Consider the following 14,299-nt stretch of genomic DNA (forward strand, 5'->3'; position numbering starts at 1 on the left):
TAATTATTTTTTGTAAACATTTGCCATATTGTATAATCCACTTGGATCTTTTACATAACCTTGAACTTTATCATTCATTAATGATGCAACAGTTTGTTGGTAAAGTGGAACTGTACCTTGTTCTTTTGTGATAATACTTTGTGCATTCAACATATTATTCCAACGAACTTGTGGATTATTAGCATTTGTAATAGCTGCTGCTTTATCTTGAGCATCATATTGAGCATTTGACCATTTACCTCTGTTCATTGCATTACCTTTAGTAAATAGATCTAAGAAAGTACTTGGATCTGGATAATCGGGACTCCATGCAGAGATAACCATGTCAAAGTCTCCACTAGTTGATTTTTGTAAACGATTTTTAAAAGGAACATTATTTAAAGTGATTTTAAGACCTGGTAAATTCTTTTCTAAACCATTTTGTAAGAATTCTGAAGATTTTTTAGCAGTATCAGTATCATCTGAAACAAGAGTAATATTTTTGTTTCCACCGCTAACTTCTTTTAACCCTTCTTTCCATAACTTAGTTGCAAGTTTTGGATTGTAAGAAGTTGATTCACTTAATGCTTTAGATTGTTTTTCATCTTTGAAATCTTTTTTAGTTTTTTCATTGTATGCCATACCTTTAGGAACTACTGTTGTTGCAGGTGTTCCTGTATTACCTAACACTTTAGTAGATAATTGTTTTCGGTCAATCGCATGTGAAATTGCTTGTCTAATTTTTTCATTTTTAAACAATGGATTTTTAGCTTGGTTAAGTTCCATGTAGAATAGTGAACTTGATGGTGTAGTACTGAAGTCTTTACGATTTGATAATTGTTGTGCTGAATCTCCACTTAATCCAGTGTAAATATCTAAATCTTTACTGGTGTATAGATTTAATCCAGTATTTGGATCTTTAACTACATGATATTTCAATGCATCTAATTTAACATTTTTAGCATCCCAGTAGCCTTTATTCTTTGTTTCTTTCCAAGTAGTATCACTAACTTTCCAATTATCTAATTTAAATGGTCCATTAGATACTAAATTTTTACTATTTAATCCATATTTACCTTTTGATGCTTTAACAACTTTTTCGTTTTGTGGGAAAAATTGAGATCCTGCTAGCATAGAATTAAAGTATGCAATTGGATGTTCAAGATCAATTTGTAATTTATAATCATTCAATGCTTTAATACCTAAAGTATTTGTTGGCATTTTACCGGCATTAATTTTTTCTGCATTCTTAACACCACTAAATATGTATGCATATTGTGATCCAGTTTTTGGGGCAACAGTTCTTCTCCATGCGTATACATAATCTTTTGCGGTTACATTATCGCCATTAGACCATTTAGTTTTACGTAAATCAATTGTATAACGTGTACCATTATTTGTTGGTTTAGCAATTGAAGTTGCACCTGCTGGTTTTAAATTTTTACCATCGAAACGATACAAACCTTCCATAGTGTTATTCAATTGTTGTGCACCGATTGCAGTTGTATTTAATGATGAATCCATTGTAGGCAATACGTCACCAACATTTACTGAAACCGTCTTAGCATTTGATTTATCTTCTGAATTACCACATGCGGTTAATGTTAACAATCCAGCTCCCAAAACAGCCGCTCCTAAAATTTTTCTTAGGTTCATTTGAACCACCTCCAAAATTTATATTTTTGTTATCATAAGCACGATTTTTAAAAAAGTAAATAAATAGTGTTAAAAAATGTTTAAAAATGGTTTATATTTAATTAAAAAAATGGTGAATTTTATAAAAAAGAAAAGGTTTACATTATTGATTTACCAGACTAAATAAACATATGTACACTAAATAGAAACACACGAAACATTAATATATTTCACTTTAACTTGAAAAATATTAATGTTTCGTATTTTAACTTTTTAAATATAAAAATAAATTTTAAAGTTTGTATTTGTACGCACAATTTTTAATAATATTTAAAAATAGTTCGTTTTATTGCAAAAAGCAAAATAATTTTTATTTTTTTATTTAAATTTATGTTGTTTTAAACTCTTCGTAATTTGTTCTGTTTTTAAAAGAAAAAAAGAGTACAATTAATTTTTAAAACATGAAAGAAGGTTTATTAATTGAAACAAAAAAATACTGACGGTAAATTCAAACTAAATGAATTCATCAAATTAATTAAAGCAACTAAGCCTAAATACTGGCAATTATGGATTGGTTTAATACTTGGACTTATTGGTACTTTTGCACAATTAGTTGTCCCAAAAGTTGCCCAATCAATGGTAAATAACTTCAGTAAAGGAATAAATGGTACATTAATTACTGGAGTAATCATATTATTTATAACAAGCGCAGTTATTAGTGCAATGTCTGGAGCTCTACTTGGATTCTTTGGTGAAAATGTTGTTGCTAACTTAAGAAACTTATTATGGAGAAAGCTTCTTCGCTTACCAGTTTCTTATTTTGATACAGTTAAGACCGGTAAAATGACTTCTCGATTAGTTAATGATTCTGATCAGATCAAAAATTTACTAGCTGTTTCATTTCCAAATTCCATTAATTCTGTTTTCCAATTAATTGGAGCATTACTTATCATGCTAGTAATGGACTGGAAAATGACTTTAATTATGTTCATCGCTATTCCATTAGTAATGGTAGTTATGCGTCCGGTTATGAAACAAGCTCGAATTGTTGGTCGTGCTCGTCAAGATGAACTAGCTGAATTCACCGGAAAATCTGAAGATACTCTTGGAGAAATCAGACTAGTTAAATCCTCTAATTCAGAAGAATATGAATCAGATAGCGGAAATAAGATGATTCATAAATTATACAAAATTGGTTTTAAAGAAGCTGTTTATGATTCAATCGCTAGTCCATTAATGGGAACAGTTATGATGGCATTAATCGTGGGTATTTTGGGATATGGTGCTCATCGAGTTGTTACTGGTTCAATGACAATTGGAACAATGTTCGCATTCTTAATGTATCTTTTCCAAGTAATTGGTCCAGTTGGTACATTAGGTCGTTTTGCAACTGACTTATCAAAGGCAAATGGATCTACTGATCGTGTTCGTGAACTAATGAAAGAGCCTGAAGAAGACTTAATCTCTGGAATTAATAAAGATGTTAGCGAACAAAACTTAAATCTTAATAACATTAACTTTGCTTATGAACCAAAATCTCCTATTTTAAATGATGTTTCAATTACTGCTAAGCCAAATACCACCGTTGCTTTTGTTGGACCTTCTGGTAGTGGTAAATCAACAATTTTTAGTTTAATTGAACGTTACTATTCTCCACAAAATGGTGAAATTAAAATTGGAGACACCAAAATTCAAGATATTAATTTAACTGATTGGCGTAAGCAAATCGGTTTTGTATCACAAGATTCTTCTATTATGGCTGGAACAATTAGACATAATTTAACTTATGGTTTAGATGATGAATTTTCTGATGATCAACTATGGTCTGTTTTAAAATTAGCTTATGCTGACAATTTCGTTGAAAAAATGCCTGAAGGTTTAAATACTGAACTTGGTGAACGTGGAATTAAAGTCAGTGGTGGACAACGTCAAAGATTAGCGATTGCTCGTGCATTCTTAAGAGATCCTAAAATTTTAATGCTAGATGAAGCTACTGCAAGTCTTGATTCTCAATCAGAAGCAATGGTTCAAAAAGCTCTCGATTCATTAATGGAAAACAGAACTACTTTAACGATTGCTCATAGATTAAGTACGATTGTTGATGCTGATCAGATTTACTTCATTGAAAATGGTAAAGTTAGTGGACATGGTACGCATGAAGAACTATTAAATAAATTAGATGTATATAAAGAATATGTAAAAATTCAATTTAATAAATAAAAATAGACTAGAAAAATCTAGTCTATTTTTTTATTTGTTATGATACGCACTATTACAATAGAAAAAATCATAAATAATAAGATTAAAATTACTACAATTTGCTTAAATGAAAATACTTTATCAAAAACTCCAATTCCCCATAAAATAATTATTGAAGAAATACTACACAGAGTTCCTACAAAAGACATTAAAGATGACATTATTTTACCAGGAACTAATTTTTGAATATCAACAATTACTTGATTACTATAGATATTGAAAGGCAATAAAAATAGAATTAAAACAAACATAAACATGCTTTGATTACTTAGTAAATTAATTAAGATAAAAGTAATTGAAATCAATAAAATTAATAGATAATATGATTTATTCCAATTAAACTTTTTAAAAATATAATTTGCTCCAATGGCAACTAATTGAAAAAGAATATAAAATATTCCAAAGTATTTTTTATCAAAATTAATATTCAAAAAAATAACTTGCCAAAATTGAAAGAAAATTTGAATAATGATTTGAAAAATTGCCATTAAAATAATATTTAATAATAATTGCTGATTTTGATAAATAATTTTAATATCTTTCATGATTGAAGAAATACTACTTTCAGATTGTTTACCTTTGGTAGTTTTACCAAAAAATAAAATTATCATTAAAGCAGAAATAATAATAAAAACAATTGAAATATAATAAATTCCATTCCCAGAAAATTCATAAATAAATGAACCAATTCCTCCACCAACTAAAGTACTATATAAATTAACATTATTAAACTGTATATTAAATTTTTTGATTTTATAAGAATCATTTTGATAGGTTCGCAAAAAATACATTTCAAGTGAACTATTCATTGTTGCATTACTAATTCCGTAGATAAACCACGATAAACACAATAAATAAAAATCACTGGATAAAAGGATTATGTAATAAGAAATAAATAATAAAAATAACGATATTATATATACATATTTTTCTAACCACAAATCAGTTAATACTCCAGATGGAAATTCAAATAAAATACCAGCTAACATAAAGAAACTTTGAATAATTGCAATATTCCCAACTGTCATCCCCTTATTCAATAAAATCACCGTTAAAACAGCATGGGGTAAAACTCGAGCAAAATTATACAGAAAAAAACTAATAAAATAAATAATCTTTTGCCGATGAAAAATTTCTAAATTCATTTCTATCATCTCCAATTAAAGTAAATTAAACAGATAATATTCTTTATTAAAGATACCGTCAACTGTTAATTTAAAGAATTAATTGATATGATAAAAAACGATTGGAGGAAAGCAGTTATGAATGAAGAAACAAAAAATTTTGGCACGCTTTTAAATTAAGACATCATGTAACTGATGATGATCTTATTGAAGCATGCCAATTTGGTGATGGTCCGAAAATGGCGAATGAATTAGCTAATTTAATTAAATCTGGAATAAAAACGGCTACTACATCAGCCTATGAATTATATGAATCAGATGATCCTGTACCTAAAGTTGGACAATACACGATTATATTAGATGGAAATAATCTCCCTGTCTGCGTTGTTAAAGATGTTATTGTCGAAATTATTCAATATGATTTAATCTCTGCAGAACATGCATACCATGAAGGTGAAGGAGACCGTTCATATCAATACTGGCGAAAAATTCATGATGAATTTTTTAAAAATGCATATCTCGAAGCTGATAAAACATTTACACCTCAGATTAAATGTCTTTGTGAAGTTTTTGAAGTTATTAATTAATAAAGGAATTAAATATGGAAAAAAATAACAAACCAAAAGTAAAGTCTTTGAACACCAATTACATAATTACAATCATGAGCTGTATTCCAATTATTAGATTAATCAATTATTGCTTTGGAATTTTAGATATAATATCCATTGTTGCATCAATCATTACAATTAAAAATAAAAGAGTATCAATTACAAGTTCAATTTTAATGTTAATTGCTAGTTTAATGAATTTTATCAAAATAATCGTAATTTATGCTAGTCTTCCTGCATTCTTTCAACAATTAATCGTTATATACAACAATCATACAATTGACCATGATGTTAGTTTGAATGGAGCAGCTGGCGGGACATTTCTTTTATTACTAGGAGTGTTATCGTTTATACTTAGAATTATTGCGATTATAATTGCAACTAGAGAAGTTAATTTTACAAAAGAAACTAATTAAGATTACAAAAGGAGTTTTTTTATTATGGAACATATTGGAACTAGTCTGTTATCACTAGGAATCATAATTTATTTTATTAAGGATCAATTTTCTTTTTCAGCAGTAACTAAAGTAAGATTTTTATTTTTACCATTATTTTGTTTATACCAATTTGTTTCCAAAATAGATACGATGGATTTAAATGGATTTATCTATTTTGTCGCATTATTTATCATTTCAGCATTGATTGGTGTATATCAAGGAAAAGATTTTATGACAAAATCATATTTAAGAAAGGGTTCTTTTACAATTGATGATGATGGTAAGAGACATCATCTTTATCGTGAACGTCTTTTCTCTAAAGGTGGAAATTCTTATCTAATTGGTTGGATTATTATGTTTGTTATAACTTTACTAGTAGAAACAAACTTCCATATTCACTTTAATTTACTTTTACTTTTAAAAGAATTACTCTTAGAAATTATGAAAGATCTAACAATTTGGTTAAGAGTTACTGATAAAACAAGTAATTGGCAAATTTGGGAAATTCTTGGAGTATCAAATATTGTTTATTTAATTAGAATTCGTATGAAATCACCAAAACTTAACAACTATTTCAAAAATGATTTAGAAGAAATCGATTAAATTTAATTATATTCTTATTAAATAAATAGTAGGTGTTATAATGAAAAACACAATAACGTTTAAAAAATAGGAGTAATAAAATGAAATTAAAACATTTATTTTTATCTTTACTAACATTAGTACTTTTTTTTGGAATAAGTGAAAATGTTAAAGCAAACAATACTAATTTAAGTAGTAGCAATCAAGCAATTACTTATGATTATCCTGTCTACGATATTTCAGAATGGCAAGGTAAAATAACTGATGCTCAAGCACAAAAATTAAAAACAGAAGTTCCATTCTTAATTTTACGTGTTCAATATGGAAGTTCTTATGCAGACAAAACTTTTCAAGCTAATAAAGCAATGCTAGAAAAATATGATATACCTTATGGTGTATATTCATTCAGTCAATATGAAGATGCTGATGATGCAGCAGATGAAGCAAAAACTCTTTATCAAAAAGCACCTAATGCTCGCTTTTATGTAAATGACTATGAAGATCAAACTGTTACTTCTGGTAGTACTGATGATGCAACCTTAAGCTGGCTTAAAGAGATGAGAAAATATTCTGGAAATAAAAAAGTTCTTTTATATTCTTATCAAAACTTCATGCTAAAATATGCTTCAAAAGCAATTAGTTCTTATGATGGTTATTGGCTTGCGGCATACCAATCAACCGAACCAACCAGAGAACATGTTTTATGGCAATACACAAGTAGTGAATACTCAGCTGCATTAAACAAAAAAGTAGATGCAAGTATTTCTTCAAGTAAACCAATCAGTTGGTTCTTAGGTTCTGGTAGCAACAATAACAATGAAAATAATACTAATACCCAAGAAGTTCAATTTAAAAATGTTAATTTGAAGAAAATAATTAAAGCTAATACTAATTCAAATATTTATGATAATGTCCCTGGTGATACTGAAAATTCAAGTGATATAGTTGATAATAGCAATAATTATGTTGCTAAAAATATGAAAATAGATCAACAAGCAACTAATTCCAAAAATGAGAAATATTACCATATTAGTTATAAAGGAAAGTCAATTGGTTGGATTTCAACTAGTGCAGTAACTAGAGCTGTTACTTATAAAAAAACTAAACAAAAAGTAAGAGTTAATGCATATCCTACTTCCAATTTCTATAATCATGTTCCTGGAAGTCAATTAGCAACTAAGAAAAAAGCAAATGGTAAAACATACGCTAATCGTGTTTTAACTGTTAATAAAGTAGCTACTAAAGATGGTTACAAACATCAATATTTTAACTGCTATTACCGTGGTAAATTAGTTGGATGGATTTACGGTGGTTCACTAGTTAATAAATAATCAAACAAATAAAAAAAGACTGACAACAATTATTGTCAGTCTTTTTTTAAAAGATTCCTTTATATATAAATGCAGCAGATACCGCTCCAGCAATTGGAGCAACTACAGGAACCCAACTATAATTAAATTGTGAACTTCCTTTAAACTTAAATGGCCAAATAGCATGAAGTAATCTTGGACCTAAATCTCTGGCAGGATTTAAAGCGGGACCGGTTGCTCCACCAAATGAAACAACTAAACACATTACTAAAAATCCAAGTCCAATATAATCAGCACGAGCATCAATTTTATCTGCAGTTAAAGCTAATGCTCCAAATATTAAAATAAAAGTTCCAATAAATTCGTTAATAAATCCATTTAATCGACTATGTGATTCATCAATAGTTGCAAAAGTTCCTAATATGCATTCAGGAGAGGTTGTTTTATCATAGTGAGGTTTATAAGCTAAAACAATTAATAATTGTCCAAAAATAGCACCTAACATTTGAGCTACAATATATGGAGCTACTTCACCCCATGGAAATTCACCTGTAAAAGCTAAAGCCAGTGTCATGGCTGGATTAATATTTGCTCCAGAAATTGCACCAAACATCATTGCTGGAATCATAACTCCAATTCCATAACCAAATCCGATTAAAATCCATCCACCGTGATATCCTTTAGTTCCTTTTAACTCGACATTGGCCACTGAACCATTACCTAAAGCAACCATTATTGCAGTTCCAATAAACTCTGCTATACACCTAACTAACAACGTATCATGCATCTTAAAAAAATTCTCCTAACTATTATTCATGTGATTTTTTATCACTATTTTATTTTCAAAGACCGACTTTAAAAGAATATTAATTAAAATTATTTTAATTTTTTCTATTAAGGAATGTTTTAAATTTGATTGTATTTAATAAATATTAGACATAAAAAAATACTTGTTTCTATACCGCAAGGATTCAATCTTTTGAGGGAATCAGTAAATTTAACATCAGTTAATATATGTAAGATTGATTAATTATCAAAATAAATTATCTTTTCAGGAAATTAATTCCAGTCGGAATGCGCTAAACAATTTAACACAGTGCTTTAATTATAACATATTATTAATAAATTTATAGAAAAAATTTATTTTTGATTTATCACTTGACTTTTAAAATAAATATAGATTATATTAGTATCATTATAAAACGTATAAAGACAGTGCGTAGAAGAGTAATTATGTGAATTATTTTAGTGAGCCTTAGTTAGTGAAAAGAGGTAATTTGAAACATGATGAAAGTAATCTACAAGTCGTAGTTGTGACATCTTTGAAGTAACTACTGGGATTGCGCCCATTACAGCAATGAAGTATCGCTTTTTTAGCCGTACTTTTTGAGTTATCAATTGTGAAATTGATAAAAACAAAGGTGGTAACACGTTAAAACGTCCTTAGCTTAATTGCTAAGGGCGTTTTTTTATACAATTAGGAGGAAATTTTATGGAACAGAAACTGACAAAAAAACAATATTTAGCTTTAGCCTCCCTTTTATTTGGGCTATTCTTTGGTGCCGGAAATTTAATTTTCCCAATTCATCTAGGACAAATTAGTGGATCTAATTGGTTCCCTGCAGCAATTGGATTCTTACTTTCATCAATCATTTTACCTTTGATGTCGATTCTTGCTCTTAGTATGACAAGAAGTAATAGTATGTATGATTTAGCTAGACCTGTTGGTAAAAATTTTGCTTCTTTCTTTTTAATTTTAACTCATGCATCCCTTGGATTATTAGTTGCATCTCCAAGAACTGCTACAGTTACTTATTCAATTGGAGTAGAGCCTTTTGTTCCAAAAAATTTATCTCATGTTGGTTTATTTATCTTCTCATTAATCTTTTTTATTGCCGCATATTGTCTTTCATTTAATCAAGATAAATTGACTAAGTATGTTGGTAAAATTTTAAATCCATTATTCATTATTTTATTAGCATTAATTTTTATAATTGCATTTTTGATTAATGGTGATTTAAATGGATTAACTTTATTTACTGATAATCATCAAAATAGTTCAAGCTTAGTAAATGGTTTTCTGGAAGGTTATAACACAATGGATGCCTTAGCTGGACTTGGATTTGGAGTTACAATTATTGCTGCTTTAGATAAATTTGGAATTACCAACACTAAAGAAAGATCTAAATCAGTTGCTAAAGTTAGTTTCTTATCGATGGGATTTGAATCAATTATCTATATTTTATTAATTGCTTTAGGTGCTGCTAGTCTTAAATTCTTATCAGTTTCAGATAATGGTGGAACTGCATTCTCACAAATCATGAAACATTACACTGGACTAGCTGGGACATCAATCTTAGCTGCTTTAACTTTACTTGCTTGTTTAACAACGGCGATTGGTTTAATTACTTCATTAGCTCAGGACTTAGGCCACCGTTTTCCAAAACTTGGATATCACTTTTTCCTAACTGCCACAACTATTGGTGCATTTTTAATTGCTAACTTCGGATTAGATCAAATTATTCTTTACTCTACTCCAATCTTACTTTTCTTATATCCATTAGCAATTGCAATTATTATTCTTGGACTATTAAAACCATTTATTGGAAATAATACAATTATCCATAAAATAACGGTTTATCTAACAATGATTCCTGCAATTTTAGATTTAATTCATAATCTTCCCCCTGTATTAGCAAATATCTCAATCTTCAAAGCAATTAATAATGCTGCAAATGTTATTCCTTTATATGATATTGGTCTTGATTTTATTCCTTTTACCTTATTTGGATTAATTCTAGGATTCATTATTCAAAAAAGTATTACTTCAAAAACAAATTAAAAGAAACCAAACTTGGTTTCTTTTTTATTTATTTAAATATATTATTAATTTAAGGAGATTTAATTAATAACTATGAACTTAAAAGATTTTAATCAAACATATTTTTATAAAACAAATTTAATTAAACTTTGTAAAAATTTCAATTTACCTACATATGGAACCAAAGCTGAATTAAATGATTATATTAGATTATATTTAAGTGGAATTGATGCTACTCAAATTCATGTTAATCGCAAAAAACATTATGACAATAAATTATTGGCTAGTGATATTTCATTAGATACAAAACTAATTAATAGTGGTTTCTCCTTCAATAAAGAAGCTAGAAAGTTTTTTGGTAATTATTATAATATTGATCATTTTTCTTTTACGAAAAAAATGGCAATTATAAAAAGAGAAGCTGAATCTAATAATGATGTTAATATTACAGTCGGTGATTTAATTAATAAAATAGGATCAAATAATCAAATTGTTAATACAACAGTTGAGGAGAGTACTTATCAATGGAATAATTTTGTTAGTGATTTTTTAACTAGTAATGAAAGTAATGAATTTAATGATAAATTAAAAGTTGCTTCAATTTTATGGAAACATGTTAGAGATTCATCTAATGAAAAAATATATACTTCAAATTTAATTAATGATTATTTCTCTGAAATTAATAAATATCTAAAAAAAGCTCGTTGATTTAATCAATCAACAAGCTTTTTTAATTAATTTTATCTCATTATATTTACTGATAAAGTTTCTTTACTTCCTTTTACAGTAACCCCAACTCCAATATATTTTGATTCAGGATTTAATAAAATATCTCTATGACCCCAATCAGAAGCAGCATCATCATAAATCATTGCATTAATTTGTGTTTTTGCAAATGATTCTGGAGTATCAGCATAACCACTACTATATCCAATACATTCAGCAATATAACTATAAGAAATATTCATTTGATTCGCTTCTTGAACATGCAAAGCATGTCCTTCTTTATCATAATGACTAAAATTTGATTGAATTTCAGCTGATCTTCTTTGTGCTAATTCATTCATTTGATCATCAGATGTAAGTGGTGATAAATTTCTTTTAGCTCTTTCCATATTAATTAATTTAAATGCAGCTTGTGCAGCTTCACTTTGAAATTCTGCAACACTTAATTTTTTATTAGATTTATTGGTTGAAACTTGTTTAGAATATTTAATTTTATTATTTAAAATATATCCTTTAACTTTTGAATTATTCTTTTTAATATATCTAACTTTAATTGTCTGACCATTATTTTTAATTACATGAATTTTACCATAATAAATAGCTTGGTTCTTTTTTAAACTAGCAACTTTTTTAGTTAGTTTTTTATTTTTATAAACATTTGTTACTTTTTTTGTATAACCAATTGAACTTTTAGCATCTATATTATTAATATTTACTATCAACGCAGCTGAAATTGACAAAACAACTAATCCAACTATTGTGATAATCTGTTTCTTTACTTTATTATTCATAATAATCTCCTAAATATGTATTTATTGATATAAAAAAATTATTTTTTATATACTCCACTATAACAAAAATAAAAAATAACTGATAAAACAAAGAACAGTACAAATGCTCCAAGATCAAAAGTCTCCCACTGATATTCAAAAAGTAAATAAACTATGTAAATAAAATCTAAAATAGCTAAAATTCCTGATAAAATCCCAATAAATTTCATTAAAAAATCTCCTTCTTTTGTAATTATTAATATATACTATGATGTAAATTTTTTATTTCCAAATATTAATATTAAAAAACTAATTAAAATAGTAATACTTCTAAGTGTAATTCCTATTAATTCACCAACATTATACGAATCCATTGAATTATGAAACAAATGAGATATTAATTCATTACACATTGATAACTGTAAATTAAATTGGAAAATAAAAAATAATATTGAAGTAATCCAAACGCTTTTTGATTTTGACTTCCAATCTTGCCAACTATCATTAGTAATAATCCATACTATTACATTAGTTAAAATCAAGAAAGTGAATAAAGGAACTCTAAAATGCCAAGGATTATTAAGATTCAAATAGCTCAAAAATAATAATACTATATTCAATATGTAACTAACTTTATTAACGGTATTATTTTTACTTTTAGTTTTACTTTCTTCTTTATATAATTCGACTAGTTCCTTATCATCATTTAATAGATCATTCAAAGATACTTTGTACTTATTACTAATTTTTAAAAGAGTTTCTATATCAGGATAATTTCTTCCTGTTTCCCAACTAGAAACCGTTTTTCTAGATACATTTAATTGTTCTGCCAAATTCTCTTGGGTAAGTGAATAATACTTTCTAATTTCTTTTAATTTATGTGTAAACTCCAAAAACACACCACCTTTATAAAATAATATAAATATTACTTTAATTTATTATATTATATTTGGCTAAAATTTTCTTTTTAATTAACAATTAATTCAATAAGTGAAATAATCAAATTAAATGTAGATTAACAAAGGAGATTTTATTGTGAACAATACAAAAATTACTGTATATAATGTAAAAGATGTCGAAAAGCAATATTTTATTGACTTAAATAAATATGACTTTGATTTAAATTTAGTTAAGGAACCATTGAGTATCAACAATGTAAAAGAAGCTAAAGAATCAATTGGAGTATTAGTAGATGGATCAAGTAACGTTGATAAACAAATTGTTGAGCAATTAGCTGATTTCAATGTTAAATACTTATTCACAAGATTTGTTGGATATAATAATATCGACATCAAAACTGCAAAAGAACATGGAATAGAAATTGCAAATGTTAGAACATATTCCCCATATTCAGTTGCTGAATTAGCTTTATCATTAGGTTTAGATTTGTTCCGCCATACTTCACAAGCTACCTTCGCTACTCATAATGGAAATTTTAAATTAATGCCTAACTTTTTCTCAAATGAAATTCATGATGCAACCGTTGGAATTATTGGAGTTGGGCATATGGGAGCTGCTGAAGCACATTTATATAAAGCATTAGGTGCTTCTGTCTTAGGATATCAACGTCATCCTAATGACAATCCTGATGTAAAATTTGTCTCACAAGAAGAATTATTAAAACAATCTGATATTATTTCGCTTCATGTTCCTTATATTCCAGGTGAAAATGAAAATATGATTAGTAATGACGAAATTAATTTAATGAAAAATAATGCTATTCTAATTAATACTGCAAGAGGTCCATTAGTTAATACTAATGCCGTTTCTGATGCTTTAAAAAATAATTCATTAGGTGGTTATGGAACTGATGTTATCGTTGATGAAGATCAAATTAATGGTAATGAATTTAATTCATTAGATGACTTACCTGATAAAGATTTAATTAGTTTAATGAAAAATTATCCAAATGTAATTGTTACTCCTCATATGGGATACTTCACTAAACCAGCAACTAAAGATATGATTAAAACCAGTTACGATAATTTTCAAGATATCATTACTACTGGAACTACTAAGAATTTAATTTAATATATATTTTTTTATAT

General features: G+C 27.3%; 13 protein-coding genes, 1 pseudogene and 1 other annotated feature. Of the genes and pseudogenes, 8 read left to right on the forward strand and 6 right to left on the reverse strand.

The features are described from left to right. Positions 1 to 3: 3 nt before the first annotated feature. Entirely contained in the window at positions 4 to 1,635 is a 1,632-nt protein-coding gene (locus tag GSH19_RS04095) for a peptide ABC transporter substrate-binding protein (RefSeq protein WP_237026820.1), read from the reverse strand. 459 nt (positions 1,636 to 2,094) lie between these two features. Here GSH19_RS04095 and GSH19_RS04100 point away from each other — a divergent pair, with 459 nt between their 5' ends. Further along, positions 2,095 to 3,834: an ABC transporter ATP-binding protein gene (locus GSH19_RS04100; RefSeq protein ID WP_237026821.1), complete on the forward strand. Its 1,740-nt coding sequence runs from the start codon at positions 2,095 to 2,097 to the stop codon at positions 3,832 to 3,834. A 17-nt stretch (positions 3,835 to 3,851) separates the two neighbouring features. Here the strand turns inward: GSH19_RS04100 and GSH19_RS04105 are convergent, their stop codons facing one another. Beyond that, positions 3,852 to 5,018, reverse strand: coding sequence for an MFS transporter (locus tag GSH19_RS04105; protein ID WP_237026822.1), 1,167 nt, complete (start codon positions 5,016 to 5,018; stop codon positions 3,852 to 3,854). Positions 5,019 to 5,155: 137 nt separating this feature from the next. On the opposite strand from GSH19_RS04105, the pseudogene GSH19_RS04110 reads away from it, so the two are divergent. The 4 genes and pseudogenes from GSH19_RS04110 to GSH19_RS04125 all read left to right on the forward strand — a co-directional run. Continuing rightward, positions 5,156 to 5,584, forward strand: a pseudogene (locus tag GSH19_RS04110) (ASCH domain-containing protein); the annotation flags it as partial. Between the two features lie 14 nt (positions 5,585 to 5,598). Further along, on the forward strand, positions 5,599 to 6,021 hold the full coding sequence (locus GSH19_RS04115) for a hypothetical protein (protein ID WP_237026823.1): 423 nt from the start codon (positions 5,599 to 5,601) through the stop codon (positions 6,019 to 6,021). A gap of 24 nt (positions 6,022 to 6,045) precedes the next feature. Further along, complete coding sequence (locus tag GSH19_RS04120; RefSeq protein ID WP_237026824.1) at positions 6,046 to 6,645, forward strand: hypothetical protein; 600 nt, start codon at positions 6,046 to 6,048, stop codon at positions 6,643 to 6,645. Between the two features lie 80 nt (positions 6,646 to 6,725). Then, positions 6,726 to 7,955: a GH25 family lysozyme gene (locus GSH19_RS04125; RefSeq protein WP_237026825.1), complete on the forward strand. Its 1,230-nt coding sequence runs from the start codon at positions 6,726 to 6,728 to the stop codon at positions 7,953 to 7,955. 46 nt (positions 7,956 to 8,001) lie between these two features. On the opposite strand, the gene GSH19_RS04130 is transcribed toward GSH19_RS04125, so the two are convergent. Further along, positions 8,002 to 8,721 (reverse strand): MIP/aquaporin family protein, encoded by a 720-nt coding sequence (locus GSH19_RS04130; RefSeq protein WP_237026826.1) that lies wholly within the window; start codon positions 8,719 to 8,721, stop codon positions 8,002 to 8,004. Positions 8,722 to 9,140: 419 nt separating this feature from the next. Beyond that, positions 9,141 to 9,382 (forward strand) — a binding site (T-box leader). Positions 9,383 to 9,426: 44 nt separating this feature from the next. On the opposite strand from GSH19_RS04130, the gene brnQ reads away from it, so the two are divergent. Beyond that, positions 9,427 to 10,776, forward strand: a complete 1,350-nt coding sequence (brnQ, locus tag GSH19_RS04135) for a branched-chain amino acid transport system II carrier protein (RefSeq protein WP_237026827.1) — start codon at positions 9,427 to 9,429, stop codon at positions 10,774 to 10,776. 72 nt (positions 10,777 to 10,848) lie between these two features. After that, on the forward strand, positions 10,849 to 11,463 hold the full coding sequence (locus GSH19_RS04140) for an SAP domain-containing protein (RefSeq protein ID WP_237026828.1): 615 nt from the start codon (positions 10,849 to 10,851) through the stop codon (positions 11,461 to 11,463). A 32-nt stretch (positions 11,464 to 11,495) separates the two neighbouring features. On the opposite strand, the gene GSH19_RS04145 is transcribed toward GSH19_RS04140, so the two are convergent. From GSH19_RS04145 to GSH19_RS04155, 3 genes are read right to left on the reverse strand one after another with little or no spacing between them, the layout of a single operon-like run. Next, positions 11,496 to 12,272 (reverse strand): CAP domain-containing protein, encoded by a 777-nt coding sequence (locus tag GSH19_RS04145; RefSeq protein ID WP_237026829.1) that lies wholly within the window; start codon positions 12,270 to 12,272, stop codon positions 11,496 to 11,498. Positions 12,273 to 12,310: 38 nt separating this feature from the next. Next, a complete protein-coding gene (locus tag GSH19_RS04150; protein ID WP_237026830.1) occupies positions 12,311 to 12,481 on the reverse strand; it encodes a hypothetical protein in 171 nt (56 codons plus the stop codon). A 36-nt stretch (positions 12,482 to 12,517) separates the two neighbouring features. Beyond that, the gene (locus GSH19_RS04155) at positions 12,518 to 13,144 is read right to left on the reverse strand and encodes a helix-turn-helix transcriptional regulator (protein ID WP_237026831.1); all 627 of its coding nucleotides are present in this window, start codon (positions 13,142 to 13,144) and stop codon (positions 12,518 to 12,520) included. A gap of 142 nt (positions 13,145 to 13,286) precedes the next feature. Here GSH19_RS04155 and GSH19_RS04160 point away from each other — a divergent pair, with 142 nt between their 5' ends. Continuing rightward, the gene (locus tag GSH19_RS04160; RefSeq protein WP_237026832.1) at positions 13,287 to 14,282 is read left to right on the forward strand and encodes an NAD(P)-dependent oxidoreductase; all 996 of its coding nucleotides are present in this window, start codon (positions 13,287 to 13,289) and stop codon (positions 14,280 to 14,282) included. Positions 14,283 to 14,299: the final 17 nt, after the last annotated feature.

The organism is Lactobacillus sp. S2-2 (assembly GCF_021698855.1).
GTDB lineage: Bacteria > Bacillota > Bacilli > Lactobacillales > Lactobacillaceae > Fructilactobacillus.